Below are 17,499 nucleotides of genomic sequence, written 5' to 3' on the forward strand. Positions count from 1 at the left end.
AACGGTACAAGCACCAGCTCCACCGATCACACGAACTAGAGGTACGCTATGAATGCGCTGACAGTGGCCAGTAAGGAACACTTTTTTTCTCAGTTAGAAGAGGCGTTTGGCGAAAAAATTGCTAAAACGGAAGCCACTCGAATCAGCGAATTTGCCCGGCAGTACTACTCGCAGATACCTCTGGAAGAACTGGTCAAGCGGCGATTTTCAGATATTTATGGCGGCGTAATGGCGGCATGGCAGTTTCTGCGCCATCGCGGACAAGACGAGACCCCGGTTTCAGTGTTCAATCCCGATCTGGAAAGCGACGGGTGGACATCTACACATACGATGATTTTTATCATTCATCCCAATATGCCGTTTCTGATTGACTCACTGCGCATTGCCATTAACCAGCGCGAAATTGGTACCCATTCTATTCAGCACGCGGTGCTTCAGATCAGCCGCGATAAAAATGGCAAGTTGGCCAGTCTGCACGGTAAAGATGCCAGCGGGGCGGTACCGGCCGGGTTTGCTCAAGAGGCGTTCATTGCCATTGAGATTGATCGCCACAGCGCGCCGGAAGAGATGGTCGAGTTGGAACAGGTACTGCAGAGCGTATTGCACGAAGTACGCATCGCTGTAGGTGACTTTCCCCGGGTCAACGCGAAAGTGATTGAAAGTCGCGAGGAGCTGGAACATTCCGCTGGAGACATCAGTCATCAGCAGAAAAAAGAAGCACAGGCATTTTTGACCTGGCTGCAAGAAGACCATTTCACGTTTTTGGGTTACGACGAGTACGACTTTGTAAACGACAAAAACGGCGTGGAAGTGCGCCGGGTAAAAGACTCCGAACTTGGCATATTGCGGGTGAACAACGAACGCCCCGTGTGTGTGCGTTTAAGCGAGCTGCCTAACCGCACTGGTCAGGAAATGACCCGCACTGACGATGTGCTTATCTTTGCTAAATCCGCCCAGCGCTCGCGCGTACATCGTCCGGCCTACCCGGACTACATTGCCATAAAACGCTTCAATCAGAAGGGTGAGGTCGTCGGTGAGCGGCGCTTTCTGGGCCTTTATACCGCTCGGGTGTACAACGAGCGGCCGGACCAGATTCCATTGATTCGCCGCAAGTTTGAAAGCGTTATGACGCAATCCGGCTTCCCCCGTGACGACTATACCGGCAAAGAGCTTGACCAAATTCTGACGGTGTTGCCTCGTGACGAGCTGTTTCAGCTCAATACCGAAGAGCTGCTGCGACTGGCCACCGGCATACTGTACATCCAGGAACGCCGGCGCATTGAACTGTTCATGCGCGAGGACGTGTACGGCCAGTTTGTGTCGTGCCTGGCCTATTTCCCGCGGGACATCTACAACACCGAACTGCGTCTGAAAGTTGAGCAGGTTTTAATAGAAACCCTGGGCGCTGAAGACGTTGAATTTGTCACTTATTTTTCTGAATCGGTTCTGGCGCGGGTGCAGTTCACCATTCGCGTGCCGCCTATGGAAAACCGCCAGCTGCAACTGGCCGAGATTCGCCAAAAGGTATTCGGGCTCGCACAGTCCTGGAGTGACGGGTTGTTAGAGGCGCTTACCGAGGCCTGGGGCGAAGAGAAAGGCAGCGAGATGAAGCGTAACTGGAGTACTGGCTTCCCTGCCAGTTACCTGGAAATGTTTTCGCCGCGTCGCGCCGCCATTGATCTGGAATACGCTGCCAGTGCCGCCAAAACCGGCGACATGGCGATGAGTTTTTACCGGGCGCTGGAAGAAGACGACAGCACCATCCACTTTAAATTGTTCTATCCCAACCATCCGGTACCTTTGTCAGACGTTATGCCGGTGTTCGACAACTTCGGCTTCCGCGTGCTCAGCGAACACCCTTTTGAAATGACCAGCCGCAATGGCGAAGTGGTCTGGCTGCACGACTTCACTCTGCGCACGGCTTCCGGCGCCACGGTCGACCTTCAGCGTTTGCGCCCGCTGTTTGAAGAACTTTTCCGTCGTGTGTGGCGCGGCGATGCCGAGAACGACGCCTTTAACCGTCTGATGAAATCGTCTTATAAGAGCTGGCGCCAGATTGCGCTGCTGCGCACCTATGCCCGTTACATGCGCCAGATCCGCTTTTCCAACAGCCAGACCTTTATTGCCAGAACTCTTTTCAACCACAAGAACCTGACCGAAGTTCTGCTGGCCTACTTTGAGGCCCGCTTTAATCCGGATAACGGTTACAGCCCGGCCAAGCGCGAGGCTACGCAGCAGAAACTGCTGGTGGAATTCAACACCGGGCTGGAAGAAGTAGAAAACCTGAGCGAAGACCGTGTGTTCAAGTTTTATATGGAGTTGATTCACTCCACCCTGCGCACTAATTATTACCAGCCCGACGAGTCTGGCCAGCCCAAGTCTTACATCAGCGTAAAGTTGGATCCGACCGGCATTCCGGACATGCCACTGCCGATGCCGATGTTTGAAATATTCGTCTATTCGCCGCGCGTAGAAGGTGTGCATCTGCGTGGTGGTAAAGTGGCGCGCGGAGGCCTGCGCTGGTCGGATCGTTTTGAAGATTACCGTACCGAAGTGCTAGGCCTGGTAAAGGCGCAACAGGTAAAAAATGCGGTGATTGTGCCGGTGGGAGCGAAGGGCGGTTTTGTTGCCAAGCAGCTGCCGAAAGCCTCTAACCGCGAGGCCTTCCAAACCGAAGGCAAAGAAGCGTACAAGACCTTTATTCGCGGGTTGCTGGATATTACCGACAACTTGGTGGACGGTAATATTGTGCCGCCGCTCAGCGTGGTGCGCCAAGACGCAGACGATCACTACCTGGTGGTAGCCGCCGACAAAGGCACCGCCACATTCTCTGACATCGCCAATGGCCTGTCTGCCGATTACGATTTCTGGATGGGAGATGCTTTTGCCTCTGGCGGCAGTAATGGTTATGACCATAAAAAAATGGCTATAACCGCCCGCGGCGCCTGGGTATCGGTAGAGCGACACTTCCGGGAGATGGGTATTAACCCGGCGGACGACGAGTTTACCGTGGTGGGCATTGGTGACATGGCCGGTGACGTGTTTGGCAACGGCCTGCTGAGCTCAGAAAAAACCCGCTTGGTAGCGGCGTTCAACCATATCCATATTTTTATCGATCCGTCTCCAGACGCAGCCAAGAGTTATAAAGAACGCCTGCGCCTATTCAAAATGCCGCGTTCGGCCTGGACTGATTACAACAGCGAGTTGCTATCCGCCGGTGGTGGCGTTTTTAGCCGCAGTACGAAATCCATTCCGCTGAGCCCCGAAATCAAAGCCCTGCTAGGAATTAACGCAGATCGGGTGCCGCCCAACATGCTGATTGCCCACATTCTCAAAGCGCAGGTAGACCTGCTATGGGTTGGTGGTATTGGCACCTATGTCAAAGGCGGTGGTGAAAGCCACAGCGATGTCGGCGATAAAGCCAATGACGGCGTTCGTATCAACGGCGCTGACCTGCGCTGCAAGGTGGTTGCCGAAGGCGGTAACCTGGGCCTTACACAGCGCGGCCGTATTGAATACGCGCTCAAAGACGGGCGCTTGAACACCGACTTCATTGACAATTCTGGCGGTGTGGACTGTTCAGACCACGAAGTGAATATAAAGATTCTGCTCAATCGCTCCATTGTGATGGGTGATTTGACCGCTAAACAGCGCAACCTGCTGCTGGAAGACATGACCGAAGACGTGTCTGCGCTGGTGCTGAAGAACAATTACCGCCAGACCCAGGCTCTGAGCATCGCGAGCGAAGATGCCCCCAAGCGCATTGAAGAATGTCGTAGGCTGATGAACACCTTAGAAGCAGAAGGCAAACTTAACCGCGAGCTGGAGTTTTTGCCCGACGACGAGGCCTTAAACCAGCGCAAGCAGGCAGGTAAAGGCCTGACACGGCCGGAACTTGCGGTGTTGATTGCGTATGTAAAGGCAGACTTAAAGCAGACCCTGGTGGCCAGCAACCTGCCTGATGACCCGCTGTTGGCGGGGGAAATGTACAAGGTGTTTCCGCGGGAGCTTAATCGCAAATTTGCCGACGAGCTGGGCGAACACCAGCTAAGGCGGGAAATCATTGGTACCCAGATTGCCAATGATATGGTCAACCACATGGGCATCATTTTTGTCGACAGCATCAAACAAGCGACCGGCGCCGATTCGGCGCAGATAGCCTTGGCCTGGATTATTGCCCGCGATCTGTTCCGTGTTGACACCTGGTGGGACCGTATTGAAGACCTGGATTTCCATATAAGCGCTCAGCTACAGATAGAACTGATGCAAGAAGTTATGCGACTGATGCGGCGCACTGTGAAATGGCTTTTGCGTAATCGCCGCGCCGAACTGTCGATTGCCCATCACATTGAGCGCTTTGCCGACAGCGTTTGGGCTATTACTGCGGGCCTGCCAGACTACCTTAACGGACAAACCCGTAAACTCTGGCAGAAGCGCTATCAGGCTCTGATGGATTCCGGAGTGCCGGAAGATCTGGCGCCGGTGCTGGCCGGCACCAACTATTTGTATTCGTCGCTGGGTATTATCGAAGCCCAAGAAGCGACAGATGTGCCATTGAAAACTGTGGCCAGCTTGTACTACGAAATCAGCGAACGTCTGCAGCTGAACTGGTTTGCCGGCGCCATCTCGGCGCTGGTGCCAGCCAGCCACTGGCAGTCGCTGGCGCGGGAAAGTTTCCGTGAAGACCTGAACTGGCAGCAGCGGGCGCTGACCACCGGCGTGCTGCAGCAAGCAGGGGAACCGCATGATGTGGCCCAGTGCGTGGATCAATGGATGGCCCATCACCAGCCCATGATTGACCGCTGGCAAGAGATGTTGGTCGAGTTGAAGCGCAGCCCCGAGCCGGAATACGCGATGTTTTCTGTGGCCCTGCGGGAACTACTGGACCTGGCGCAGACAACGCTTCACCAGGCACCCGCTGAACCGGTAGAAACGGCTTCTGATGCGAACTAGGTATTGATTAACGGGAGCAATTCCCGTTCAATCCGTCGCCTTAACTCAAAAATCGGAGCACGTAGATGGGGCAACTGGATTATTTACTGGAAAAAAACCGGGCCTGGGCAGAGGGTATTAAGGCACAGGACCCACAGTTTTTTGATCGGTTATCAAATCAGCAGGCCCCGGAATATTTGTGGATTGGTTGTGCAGACAGCCGGGTGCCAGCCAATCAGATTGTGGACCTGATGCCTGGCGAGTTGTTTGTTCACCGTAACGTGGCCAACGTGGTGGTGCACACCGACTTTAACTGCCTGTCGGTGCTGCAGTTTGCGATTGACGTGTTGAAAGTGAAACACGTTCTTTTGGTGGGTCACTACGGCTGCGGCGGCGTTAAAGCCGCCCTGTTAAACGAGGGTTTTGGTCTGATTGCCAACTGGCTGCGCCACGTGCAAGACGTGCGTGATCGTTACCGGCACATTCTGACACCCATCACCAGTGTGCAAGATCGCGCCGACCGCTTGTGCGAACTGAACGTGATTGAACAGGTGGACCACGTGTGCCAGAACAGCATTGTTCAGGACGCCTGGAAACGGGGCCAAGACTTAACCGTGCATGGCTTCGTATACGACCTGCGTGACGGCATAATGCGGGATATGGGCATACCCATATCCAGCGCGGCCGTTAGCGAGTATGCCCGCCAACAATCGGTGGATGAAATGGTACTTCGCCCGGTGCGCTCCGGCCGCCTGATTAAAGCCTGAACTACGGAACGTCCATGTCTGCATTACCTAATTCTCACGAAGCGCTGCTTCGTAATCGTTCTTATCTGACCGGCAAGGTCGCCCTGCTGGGCGCTACTGTACCGGGTTTACTGACTGAGCTGGCAACGTTGGGCAGCACTGGCCTGGCTATGACCGAACATGCCGGGTACGCCCAGGCCCTGGAACAGGCCGACAGTTGGCCGGTGGCCTTTGGCTATGACGCCCCGGCCCTGACCGCCGCAGCCTTCGATTCTGTTGTGGTGTTTTTGCCCAAGGCCCGCGCTGAGCTGGATGTGCGACTGTCGCTGGCGCGTTGGCTGGTTCGCCCCGGTGGCCGCCTGATGGTGCTGGGGGAGAAAAAAGAGGGCATTGCCGGCGCGGTAAAACAGCTGCGCGAGGCCTTGCCTCAGGTGCAAAAAATTGACAGTGCGCGGCATTGTCAGGTGTGGTGCGCAGACGACGTAACACCGCTTGCGCACTTTGCCATCGCAGATTGGCTGGATTGGAGTCAGGTCAGCGCCGCCGGTCGGGAGCTCGAGGTAGCAGGCTTGCCCGGTGTGTTCAGCCGTGGCGAACTGGATTCGGGCACAAGTCTTTTGCTGGAAACCCTGGCCAGCACCCCATTGACCACCCTGTCGGTGCGGGCGGCGCCCGGTATACCGCCAACGCGGGCCGGCAAGGCCTTGCGTGTTCTCGACTTTGCCTGCGGTGCTGGTGTTATTGGCGCCTGGTTGCAGATTGATGAAAACACGGACCTAAGCGTTGACGCCGTAGACGTGCAGTCCCAAGCGCTGCTGAGCGCTCGCGCGACTTATGACCGAGTGGGTGCGCGGGGCGAGATTATTGCGTCTGACGGCATTGCCGGGCTAGACGGCCGCTGGCAGGCGGTGGTGTCTAACCCGCCGTTTCACAGCGGCGTGCGTACCGATATGACCATGACCGAGCGCTTTGTGCGCGACCTGGCCAGCCACTTGGAACACGGCGGTGAGTTGCGCTTGGTGGCCAACAACTTCTTGCCTTATGAGGCCTTGATTCGTCGTTGTATTGGCCCGGTTGAACGGCTTGCGGCAAACAACAAGTTTACGGTGTACCGAGCCTTTCGTCAGTGATGTGGCCGTTGAATCTGGAACGTGCGGTGCCTGCGCCAACGCTTGATAAGCCAGCGAAGCCAAATGCCAAGGCTGCCAGCCTTCAAGCCTGGGATTCAGCGGATGAACTGCTGTTGCAGCAGGCCACGCATTGGATGGAGGACGAGTGGCTGGCGGATAAACAACCGGCGGGCAAACAACATCCGCGGGTACTGGTGGTGGATGACAACTTTGGTGCCCTAACGCTAGGGCTATGGGAATCGCAGCCGATTACCCTGGCCGACAGCGCGGCCCTTGGACGTTTGCTGGCACACAATCTTGCTTTGAATCCACCACTGCACAGCAATCTGAGCGATCAGCCAGTGCCTCTGAGCTGGTGCGACGACCCGGTGTTGGCGCAGGAAACGGCAACAAACAGCTCGCACAGCGCCAGTAGACTGAACGGCCCGTTTGATCTGGTGGTCATGCGCATTCCCCGCTATGGCGACTACCTGGCCTGGCTGCTTCGACGGGTAAATGCCTTGCTCGCAGACAACGGCGTGCTACTCGCCGGTGGCATGATAAAACACCTGCCAGACCGCAGTGTGGACGTATTTGCCCAGGTGGTTGTTACCGAAAAAGTGTGCCCGGCGCGCAAAAAAGCGCGGGTGGTGATATGTCGCAAGGGGAGCGCAGAGTTAACAAGCTGGACCCCGGCGTGGCAGGGCTACTCGCTTGCTGCGGGCGCTGAAACAGCAAAAGCACTGAACGTTGCAGCTCTGCCGGCGGTGTTCGCCCGCGACAAGCTGGATATCGGCACCCGGGCATTGCTGCCCCACGTTACGCAGGCAGCCGCAGCGTTGGCATCAGGCGCGCGGGTGTTAGACCTAGCCTGCGGTAATGGCGTACTTGGCTTGGCAGTCCTTGCGGCTAACAGCCACCTTGAGCTGACCTTCAGCGATGTTTCCAGCCAGGCGGTCATAAGCGCCGCCACCAACGCCGCCCGTGAATTCCCCCACAGCGCATTTGCTTTCCGCCATGCCGACGGCATTGCGGCAGACGGCGGCGAGTTCGATCTGATACTGCTTAATCCGCCGTTTCACGAGGGTGGGGTCGTGGGTGATCATATCGCCTTGGCGCTGTTTGCCGCTGCCCGCCGCCATCTTCGTCCCGGTGGACGACTGTTGATGGTGGGCAACCGGCATCTGGGGTATCACCGCAGCCTTGGCCGCTTCTTCCCCCAAGTGCGCCAGCTAGACGCCAACCCTAAATTTGTGGTGTTGGCAGCCAGCCGCTAAATGCAGACGCTGGTGCCCCGCTACGACCGCTTTTGACCACACCCTTTAATCGCACCTTTCGATCAGGGAACGGGATTAAATGGCAGGGCGGTCGTAACCCAAGCGGGCCAAGGTGTCGACAATGGTTTGGGTCTGGCTGTCGATTTCAATATTCACGTTCTGGCCCACGCTGGTTTCACCAAATACCGTGGCGCGCAAGGTTTCTGGAATCAGATGCACGTTGAAGCGGTTGTCATGCACTTCGCCAATGGTCAGGCTGGCGCCGTTAATAGCAATGTAGCCCTTGGCAAACACATAGTGGGCCCAGGCTGCCGGTACTTCAAACCAAAGGCTGACGTTGTTTTCGCTGCGCACAATATCGACAACCTGCGCGCAAGTGTGAATGTGTCCAGACAGTAAATGCCCACCGATTTCATCGCCAATGCGCGCTGCGCGTTCGTAATTCACCTGGCTGCCGGCCTCCAGAGCGCCCAACGTCGTCGTCCGTAGGGTTTCCTGCATGGCGTCAAAGTAGAGCACGTCACCTTGCTGGCGGGTGACGGTCATGCAGGTTCCGTTAATGGCAACCGAGGCGCCGATGGTCACGCCCTCTGCTCTGCCGGTGGGTAAGGCGATGGCAAACGTACTGAGCCCTGGCGCAGTGATAACGTCTTCAATAATCGCAATGCCCTGAACAATACCTGTAAACATGGGAAAAGCCTCGTGCGGTTGAGATGATGACGTAGCATACGGTGGGCCAGAATAACCAGATGACGCCAGAGGAACAACGCGCGCCTCAAGATTCTGCCGCCGGCGCCGTTAATCTGGATAGGTTCTTACATTTTCAGGTGGAATTGCCCATGGCCCAGAATACAGGCACCCAGCCGCGACAGGCACCTGCAACGGCATCGTCAGCCGCAGCGCCCGCGGTATTGCGCCAAGGCCGGGCAGCAGACCGGGCGCCGGCCGCGGCGGATAAGGCTGTCGCGGTTGCAGGCCAAGTCACTCAAAATAACACTCAACCGTCGAGTGGCTCAAATGAAAGCGCCAAGCAGCCGTCTGACGCAATGGCTGCCGACGCTGCGGGCAGCCGCGATGCTTCCTCTGGTAGTAATCGTGACAAAGCCGCCAACCACCAGCGACAGCTGCGATTGATGATGCGCCAATGTGACCGGGTGCTGCTGGCCGATTACGACTTGCTGGCGATGGAGGAATGGCCGGATAACGCCCGGATTTCTGCTGCGCGAAGGCGTCGGGATCTGTGGTTGCTGGCGGTAACCGTTGCCGCTGTTTTCTTTGTTAGCGGCGTGCTTGGCTTATTGCCGGCGTGGCTGGGCGGTGCAGGTTTTGGTGTGTTTGTTACGACGCTGCTGCTGGCAGTACCGCCGGTACGCAGGGTATTCAATTCACGCCCATCAAACCGGGAGCTGGTGCAACAGCGCGGGCAAATGCTGCGGGACGCCAGGCGCCATGTGGCGCATCTAGAGGGAGCCGATGGGCTGGTGTGGCAGTGCGAACGTATGGCGGCGTTCAACCCTGCGCTGGCAAGTCACAGCTTTTCGCGATTACGGGAAGCATCGAAGACGCATACACTGGTGCAACAATTGACTGAGCGCAAATACGTGCGCCTGTATCTGTTTTATCTGGTAGAGGCAGACAAAGCGTACCAGAGGTTGCAACAGGTGTTTCTGGACAGCCGCCAAGAGGGGCTGGATCAGGGCTTGGTGGAAAGCGGCCCGGTAGACGACGGAAAGGATAGTGCTAACTTGACAAATTGATTCTTCAAACGTATGTTTAAAACGTATGTTTAAAACATACGTTTACTAATAAAATCAGGATTTACAATGGCGCAATCAGATACTGTAGATCGCATTTTGGACGCAGCGGAAGAGTTGTTCGCCGATCGTGGGTTTGCTGAAACATCGCTGCGGATGATCACCAGCCGGGCAAAAGTGAACCTTGCTGCTGTAAACTACCACTTTGGCTCCAAAAAATCCCTGATACAAGCAGTTTTTGCCCGCTTTTTAACACCTTTTTCGGCCACTGCCGAAGCGGCGTTTGACGATCTGGAAAAAAGCTGTAATGGCAAAGCGCCAACGTTAAATCAGACCCTGCGGGCTCTGACCGAAAGCGCAGTGCGAACGCCCCAGCGCAGCGAGCGAGGCATTGCGATCTTCATGCGGCTTCTTGGCCTGGCCTATACCCAGTCGCAGGGGCACTTGCGAAAATTTCTGGAGCAGGAATACAGCGAACCCTTCAGCCGCTTCATGGGTTTGTTGAAAGAAGCCACGCCAGAGCTTTCTGTGGTCGATCGCTACTGGCGCATTCAGTTCATGCTTGGCGCCACCGCTTTCACTATGTCCAGTAATGAAGCTTTACGTGATATTCTTGTCAACAAGATGGGCGTGGAAACCAGCGTGCAAGAGATTGCTGCGCGTCTGGTGCCATTTTTGGCGGCTGGCATGCAGGCGAAAGACCCGATGCTGGCTCCTATGCCCTGCGACCAGGAATCACTGGCTGTGTTGTAATCAGTCAGTGCCGCCACTAAGCCCGAATGGAGCCTGTTGTGGTTATCGGCGATTCTGCTGTCAGTCATCTGCTTATTGATATTGCCCTTCAGCGTCTGCAACTGTTTGACGACACTTTTATGTGTGTGGGCGAATATTCGGTGTCTACAGCGCGTAACGGTGCCGGCGAGCGTGATGGCAGTGGTTGCACGCCCCGGGGCCAACATTATATTCGCGTCATGATTGGCGCCGGGCAACCACTGAACAGCGTATTCCGTGGCCGCCGCCCAACCGGCGAAATCTACAACCCCGAACTGGCCATTGATCACCCCGAGCGTGACTGGATACTGTCGCGCATTGTATGGCTGTGTGGCCGGCAGTGGGGCGTGAATCGCGGCCCCGGGGTCGATACTTTTCGCCGCTTCATATACATTCACGGCACTCCTGACACCGAACCGATGGGCACTCCGTTGTCACACGGCTGCGTGCGTATGCGTAACGCAGACCTGGTGGCGCTGTTTGCCCGATTACAGCCGGGAATGGCGGTAATGATCCGTTAGCAACTTCTTATAAAAACGATTTTTCTAGAGTGCAATTTTTAGAAAGACGACTGGGGCAGCAACGTGAACGCGTTCTTTGATTTTGATTTTGATTTTGATTTTGAATTTGAGGGTTTCCATGTTTAAGGAAGGCATAATTATACTAAATGGCTGGATTGAGGGCTTCGAGCTGTTGTCTTCCGGCTGGCGGGCAGGGGTGATTATTTTTGCTCTGGTGTTTGGCACCGCCCTGGTTGCGTTCATTGTCAGCCGCGTGATCAGCTCCCTGGAGCACAAATTTTCTAAAACCAAAAATATCTGGGACGACGCCATACTGCATGCTACTCGCCTGCCGCTGGTGGCGTTTGTGTGGTTGCAGGGGGTCTATTGGGCAGCAGAAATAGCCCATTACTATTCCGAGGCTGACGTTTTCAAGGCGAACGATTCGCTTCTGGAAGTTGGCTTTATCTGGGTTGTTGTGTGGGCTTTGCTAGGCCTTATCAAGCAGGTTGAGCAGGTACTGGTGTCGCCGATCAAAATGAAAAAGCCGATGGATTTCACCACCGTCAACGCCATTAGTAAGCTTTCGCGGCTGGTGGTGATCATTACCGCGGCTCTGATTGGCTTACAAACCCTGGGCTTTAGTATTTCCGGAGTGCTGGCGTTCGGCGGTGTGGGTGGTATTGCCATCGGTTTTGCCGCTAAAGACCTGCTGGCCAACTTTTTTGGCGGTTTTATTATCCACCTTGACCGCCCTTTCAAAGTAGGCGACTGGATACGCTCGCCAGATCGCAATATTGAGGGCACGGTAGAGCAGATCGGCTGGCGTATGTGCACCATCCGTACGTTTGACAAACGCCCGCTTTACGTGCCCAACGCTACGTTTACCACCATTGCGGTAGAAAACCCGTCACGTATGTCGCACCGCAGAATCAGTGAAACCATTGGCGTGCGTTATAGTGACATAGACCGGATAACCGACATTGTCAGTGATATTCGCTCGATGCTGAAAAATCATGACGAGATCGAAGTCAGCCAAACACTGATTGTGAATTTTCTGGCGTTTAGCCATTCCACGCTGGACATCATGGTGTACACATTCACAAAAACCCGCGAGTGGGTGAAGTATCACGAAGTGAAGCAGGACGTGTTGCTGAAAATCAGCGACATTATCGCTGGCCATGGCGCCGAGTTGGCGTTCCCCACCCAAACGCTGCACGTGGCTGATAGCGTTAAGCTGAAGCATTTGGAGCACGATTTTGGTCGTGATCAGGGTCGCGATGATACCGCTAACGAAGCCGGTGAGCGCTCTCTGCGCGACAACCACGAAGAAGCCGTCAGCCAACAGAAGTCGGTAGAGAACCATTATGCAAAACCTCGTTGAGCAACCCGTTGGCATCATCGGTGGCACGGGCCTGACGGCGCTCGCAGGTTTACAAATAACCGGCGAGCGGAGCACGGCCAACGCCTGGGGTACACCTTCGTCCGTACTTACCAGTGGGTTGTTGGGCCAGCAGAGTGTGCTGTTTCTGGCCCGCCACGGTAACCCGCACCGTATACCGCCTCACCAGATTAACTACCGCGCCAATATTCAGGCGCTTTTTGACGCCGGCGTGCGCACGTTGGTGGGCGTTAACGCTGTTGGCGGCATACACCCGGATATGGGGCCGGCCCACATTGTCATACCGGACCAGCTGATTGATTACACCTGGGGCCGCAGTGGTACGTTTTTTGAGGGCGAACTGGATAACGTCACCCACATTGATTTCACCTGGCCTTACAACGAGTCGGCGCGGGCGATTTTGATTGAGCAAGCGGAGCGTCTGGGACTGAGCTTTTCCAGCCACGGGGTTTATGGTGCCACCCAGGGGCCACGCCTGGAAACCGCTGCGGAAGTTCGCCGTATGGAGCGTGATGGCTGTGATCTGGCGGGTATGACCGGGATGCCGGAAGCGGCCCTGGCCGCAGAGTTGGGGATGCGTTATGTCAGCTTGTGCCTGGTGGTCAATTATGCCGCAGGTAAAACCGACACGGCGATCACCATGTCGGACATTCAGCGTGCGATTGATGGCGGTATGGTTGCCGTGAAAACCCTGCTACAAGCCTCTGTTGCCGGGCTTGGAGCCCTGCAGACGAAAGCCTGAGCCGTGTGTGGGCGCTAGCGGCTCAATCCTCGATTTTTGCGAAATAGATCAACACGCCGATGGTGGGCGAATCCAGAAAATGGATCTCGCTGCTGCGCATGCGGCGGGTTTCACGGATCCAGGTCAGTAGCTGCGGTTCGGCCTGAGCGCCGGGTTGCGCCGCTGAGGCAGCATCTTGCCAATGGTTCAGGTGAGCTTCGACGTGCAAAAAACGCTTGCGATCGATTTTTATATAACCTTCCACGTCACGCTGTCTTGCCTGGGGCAACCAGTCGCCAACGGCCACCGCCAGGCGTTCGCCACCGTAGTTCTGCGGAAAATCTTCGAGCCATCCGGCTTTGGCCAGAATGCGGAAACGGCCGCTGTTGGTCAGCCGTGCGGCGGCACTGTCTAGATACAGGCCGCTGACCTGATCCAACGAGCTGCGCGGTCCACCGCCCTCAGGTGTAAACCAAAGCGCCTTGTTAATAATCGGCGTGGGGGTGACCGTTTGCCCGCTCATATTCTCGACGAGATTTTCAGGCGCGATAATGCGCTCCAGAATCACGAATTCCGCACGATACCGGTCGCTGGCTTGAGCCAGAGGCGCACCCACTACCAGTGTCAAAAGAACCAGCACGGCCATCGTAAAAGGTGAGTTCGGGTGTTTACGCAAGTCAGTTTCTCCTACAGTCATCGGGGCCGGCCTGAGGATTTGGCCGGTGCCAGTTCATCGAACATAGCGGCAATGCCATCAAGCTTACCACCGGTTGAGGTGTCGTTCAGCCGGAAACGGAAACTGTTGGCGCCTTCCAGGCGATACTCACCGGGGTCGGATTGCACTTTCTTAATCAGCGCCAGCGGGTCTACGCTGGTGCTGTTGCCAAATTCCAGTCGCGCCCATTCCTTGCCAGCGTCTACCTTGATTACGCCCAGGGCCTCGGCGCGCATCCGCAGCGCTGCCTGGCGCATCAGATTTTTGGCCGGTTGCGGCAGCAATCCAAAACGGTCGATCATTTCTACCTGAAGTTCTTTCAATTGTTCATCATTGGAAACGCTGGAAATGCGTTTGTACAGCATTAGCCGGTTATGAACGTCTGGCAGGTAATCGTCCGGAATCAGCGCCGGGATGCGCAAATTCATTTCGGTGCCGTGACTCAGTGGCAGCTCTGCGTTGGGCGTACGGCCTTCGCGGATGGCCTTTACCGCTTCGTCCAGCAGTTGCATGTACAGGGTAAAGCCAATGCTTTCAATTTGCCCGCTCTGCTCCTCGCCCAGCAGTTCGCCGGCGCCGCGGATTTCGAGGTCTTGGGTGGCCAGCATAAAACCGGCGCCCAAATCCTGAGCTTCAGAAATAGCCTCCAGGCGCTTTTTTGCATCTGAGCTGATGGCTTTCGGTGGCGGTGTGAGCAGGTAAGCATAGGCTTGATGGTGGGAGCGGCCCACCCGGCCTCGCAACTGGTGCAGCTGGGCCAGACCGAATTTATCCGCGCGCTCGATAATAATGGTGTTGGCGGTGGGCACGTCTATGCCGGTTTCAATGATGGTGGTACACACCAGTACGTTAAAGCGCTTGTGATAAAAGTCTTTCATGATCTGTTCCAGATCGCGTTCGCGCATCTGGCCGTGGGCCACGCCAACGCGGGCTTCGGGAATCAGTTGGCGTAGGTCTGCCGCAGTTTTTTCGATGCTGGTCACGTTATTGTGCAGAAAGTAAACCTGACCGCCACGCAGGATTTCCCGCAAAATCGCTTCTTTCACCATGGGTTCGTCGCGCTGGCGGACAAAGGTTTTTACCGACAACCGCCGCGCCGGTGGTGTCGCAATGATGGACAGGTCACGCAGGTGGCCCATGGCCATATTCAAGGTGCGGGGAATGGGCGTGGCGGTCAGGTTGAGCATGTCGACTTCGGCCCGCAGCGCCTTTAACTTTTCTTTCTGTTGCACCCCGAAGCGGTGCTCTTCATCAATAATCACCAAGCCCAGATTTTTGAACCGAATGTCGCCTTGCAGCAGTTTGTGGGTGCCGATAACAATATCGGCTTTGCCATTTTCCATGGCCTCCAGCGCTTTATTGGTTTGGCTGCCGCTGCGGAAGCGGCTGAGCAACTCTACATTAACGGCGGTATCCGAAAAGCGGTCGCGGAAAGATTCGTAATGTTGCTGCGCCAGCAGAGTCGTAGGCACCAATACCGCCACCTGTTTGCCAGACCAGGTCGCTACAAACGCGGCGCGCATGGCCACTTCGGTTTTGCCAAAGCCTACGTCGCCGCAAATCAAACGATCCATCGGGCGCTCGCTGGTCATGTCTTCCAGCACCGCCATAATCGCCACTTCTTGATCCGGTGTTTCCTCGAACGGGAAGCCAGCCGCAAAGGTGCGGTAGGCTTCCTGCGGGTTCTCGAAGCTGAAGCCTTTGCGGGCTTCGCGGCGGGCGTACACGTCTAAAAGCTCAGCAGCGGTGTCGCGTATTTTCTCCAGAGCTTTTTTCTTGGCGTTGTTCCAGCGATCGGTGCCCAGCTTGTGCAGCGGCGCGTGTTCGGTGTCGCTGCCGGCGTAACGTGAAATCAGATGCAGGCTGGACACAGGAACATACAGCTTGGAGCTGCCAGCGTATCCCAGCATCAGAAATTCGCTGGCTTCTCCTTCCACGGTGATGGTTTCCAAACCCTGATAGCGGCCCACACCGTGGTCAATATGCACCACCGGCGAGCCGATACGCAGTTCCGAAAGGTCGCGGTAGCCGTCGTCATTCAGCTCAGTGGGCTTTTCCCGGCGCCTGCGTTGCAGCACCCGATCACCGAAGAGAGCCGTTTCGGTGATCAGCGCCAGTTGCCGGTCTGGCAGCACCAAGCCCTGCTCCATAGGCGCGATGGTAATGCCCAGACTGCATTTTGGGCTATCCAGAAAACTTTGCCAGCCGTCCAACGCCTGAAGTTGCAGGGATTGTTGGGCGAGGTTGTCGATCAGCGCTTCGCGCCGGCCAGACGATTCGGCACAAATCAGAATGCGACCGTCGAATTCGCTGATGAACCGTTTTAAGCGCCCGGCAGGGTCCGCTGCGCGTCCGTCCATGGCGATGTCTGGCAGTTCGCGGGCGGCACAGTTCACGCTGCCGCTGCCGCTGCCGTCGTCGGTGGCTGTGCGGGTGGTTACCCGAGGAAACTGCTTGAGCAGCCCGAACAGCTCGTCCTGCTGCAAAAACAGCTGGGTTGGCGGCATGATTGGCCGCACGCGGTCGTGGCGGCGTTCTTCATGACGGTTACGGGTTTCGCTGTCGAACTGCTGCACTGCTTCGTTCAGGCCGTCTGCGGTGAACACCCGGGTACTGGCCGGCAGGTAATCAAAAAGCGTGGCAGTGGCATCAAAAAATAGCGGCAAATAATATTCAATGCCTGGCGATGTGATGCCCTGACTGACGTCCTGATACACAGGCGCGCTTTTGTCTGCGTTGGGGAATTGTTCGAACCAGCGCCCGCGAAACGCCGAACGGGCTTGTTTATCCCAAGGAAACTCAAACGCCGGCAGCAATTCCACCTGCTGAATTCGATCGACTGAGCGCTGGGTGTCCGGGTCAAAGGTGCGCAGGGTTTCAATTTCGTTGTCGAACAAATCAATGCGGTAGGGCTGGCTGGCGCCCATGGGGAAAATGTCCAGAATGGCGCCGCGCACAGCGTATTCGCCGTGCTCATAAACATTGTCTGCATAGCGGTAGCCGGCCGCTTCGAGCTGCAAACGCCAGCTGTTGATGTCCAGCGACTGGCCAACTTTCAATAGCAGGGTGTTGCCCTGCAAGTAATTTACCGGCGGTAAGCGGTGCATCAGGGTGCGCGCAGGCACAACAAGCACGCCGTGTGCGGTAGAGGGCAGACGATGCAAGGTGCGAATGCGGCGGGAAATAATATCCTGATGTGGCGAAAACTGGTCGTAAGGCAGGGTTTCCCAGTCTGGCAGCGACAGCAATTCCAGACCATCAGCGCTTACGGCCGGGCCGTCTTCTTCCGCTGGTAGGCCCAGAAAAAACCGCATTGCCTGTTCCAGGCGGATGGCATCGGCGGTGCTGCGGGTGATCACCAGGGTTAACCCCTGATGGTTGCGCGCGCTTTCACAAACTGCCAGAGCGTCACTGCTGCCATGAAGCTGACCCCAGACACGATGATCGGCAGGCTTTTTTGGGAATTCCGGGGCAAGCAGGGTAGTGCTGGTCATGTTGGAAAATGTGCCTTTTTCGAATTCGAGAGCCGGTAAATAAGCTGGCCATTCTACCGCTGCAGAGTAGGAGGGGTC

At 56.2% G+C, this 17,499-nt stretch carries 12 protein-coding genes; 9 read left to right on the forward strand and 3 right to left on the reverse strand.

Annotated features, from left to right (window positions below):
• The first annotated feature begins 48 nt into the window (after positions 1-48).
• From MRBBS_RS04995 to MRBBS_RS05010, 4 genes are all read left to right on the forward strand, one after another.
• A complete protein-coding gene (locus tag MRBBS_RS04995; RefSeq protein ID WP_014870345.1) occupies positions 49-4,953 on the forward strand; it encodes an NAD-glutamate dehydrogenase in 4,905 nt (1,634 codons plus the stop codon).
• A 65-nt stretch (positions 4,954-5,018) separates the two neighbouring features.
• Positions 5,019-5,699 (forward strand): carbonate dehydratase, encoded by a 681-nt coding sequence (gene can, locus MRBBS_RS05000; RefSeq protein ID WP_014870346.1) that lies wholly within the window; start codon positions 5,019-5,021, stop codon positions 5,697-5,699.
• Positions 5,700-5,713: 14 nt separating this feature from the next.
• On the forward strand, positions 5,714-6,808 hold the full coding sequence (locus tag MRBBS_RS05005; RefSeq protein ID WP_014870347.1) for a class I SAM-dependent methyltransferase: 1,095 nt from the start codon (positions 5,714-5,716) through the stop codon (positions 6,806-6,808).
• Positions 6,808-8,064, forward strand: coding sequence for a class I SAM-dependent methyltransferase (locus MRBBS_RS05010; protein WP_014870348.1), 1,257 nt, complete (start codon positions 6,808-6,810; stop codon positions 8,062-8,064). Before MRBBS_RS05005 ends, MRBBS_RS05010 begins: the two co-directional genes overlap by 1 nt.
• 75 nt (positions 8,065-8,139) lie before the next feature.
• Here MRBBS_RS05010 and MRBBS_RS05015 read toward each other — a convergent pair whose 3' ends face one another.
• Positions 8,140-8,754 carry a riboflavin synthase gene (locus MRBBS_RS05015; protein WP_014870349.1) on the reverse strand — a complete coding sequence of 205 codons (615 nt, stop codon included), beginning with the start codon at positions 8,752-8,754 and terminating at the stop codon, positions 8,140-8,142.
• A gap of 149 nt (positions 8,755-8,903) precedes the next feature.
• Between MRBBS_RS05015 and MRBBS_RS05020 the strand changes: the two genes are divergently transcribed.
• From MRBBS_RS05020 to MRBBS_RS05040, 5 genes are all read left to right on the forward strand, one after another.
• Positions 8,904-9,821 (forward strand): hypothetical protein, encoded by a 918-nt coding sequence (locus MRBBS_RS05020; RefSeq protein WP_041635484.1) that lies wholly within the window; start codon positions 8,904-8,906, stop codon positions 9,819-9,821.
• Between the two features lie 66 nt (positions 9,822-9,887).
• Positions 9,888-10,571: a TetR/AcrR family transcriptional regulator gene (locus MRBBS_RS05025; RefSeq protein ID WP_014870351.1), complete on the forward strand. Its 684-nt coding sequence runs from the start codon at positions 9,888-9,890 to the stop codon at positions 10,569-10,571.
• 38 nt (positions 10,572-10,609) lie between these two features.
• Complete coding sequence (locus MRBBS_RS05030; RefSeq protein WP_014870352.1) at positions 10,610-11,110, forward strand: L,D-transpeptidase; 501 nt, start codon at positions 10,610-10,612, stop codon at positions 11,108-11,110.
• Positions 11,111-11,228: 118 nt separating this feature from the next.
• Positions 11,229-12,473, forward strand: a complete 1,245-nt coding sequence (locus MRBBS_RS05035) for a mechanosensitive ion channel family protein (RefSeq protein ID WP_041635485.1) — start codon at positions 11,229-11,231, stop codon at positions 12,471-12,473.
• The gene (locus tag MRBBS_RS05040) at positions 12,457-13,233 is read left to right on the forward strand and encodes an S-methyl-5'-thioinosine phosphorylase (protein ID WP_014870354.1); all 777 of its coding nucleotides are present in this window, start codon (positions 12,457-12,459) and stop codon (positions 13,231-13,233) included. Before MRBBS_RS05035 ends, MRBBS_RS05040 begins: the two co-directional genes overlap by 17 nt.
• A gap of 22 nt (positions 13,234-13,255) precedes the next feature.
• Here MRBBS_RS05040 and MRBBS_RS05045 read toward each other — a convergent pair whose 3' ends face one another.
• Together MRBBS_RS05045 and mfd are read right to left on the reverse strand one after the other, a co-directional pair.
• The gene (locus MRBBS_RS05045; RefSeq protein ID WP_014870355.1) at positions 13,256-13,909 is read right to left on the reverse strand and encodes a CsiV family protein; all 654 of its coding nucleotides are present in this window, start codon (positions 13,907-13,909) and stop codon (positions 13,256-13,258) included.
• Positions 13,906-17,421: a transcription-repair coupling factor gene (mfd, locus tag MRBBS_RS05050; protein ID WP_014870356.1), complete on the reverse strand. Its 3,516-nt coding sequence runs from the start codon at positions 17,419-17,421 to the stop codon at positions 13,906-13,908. Before mfd ends, MRBBS_RS05045 begins: the two co-directional genes overlap by 4 nt.
• Positions 17,422-17,499 lie beyond the last annotated feature (78 nt).

The sequence above is a fragment of the Marinobacter sp. BSs20148 genome (assembly GCF_000283275.1).
GTDB lineage: Bacteria > Pseudomonadota > Gammaproteobacteria > Pseudomonadales > Oleiphilaceae > Marinobacter > Marinobacter psychrophilus.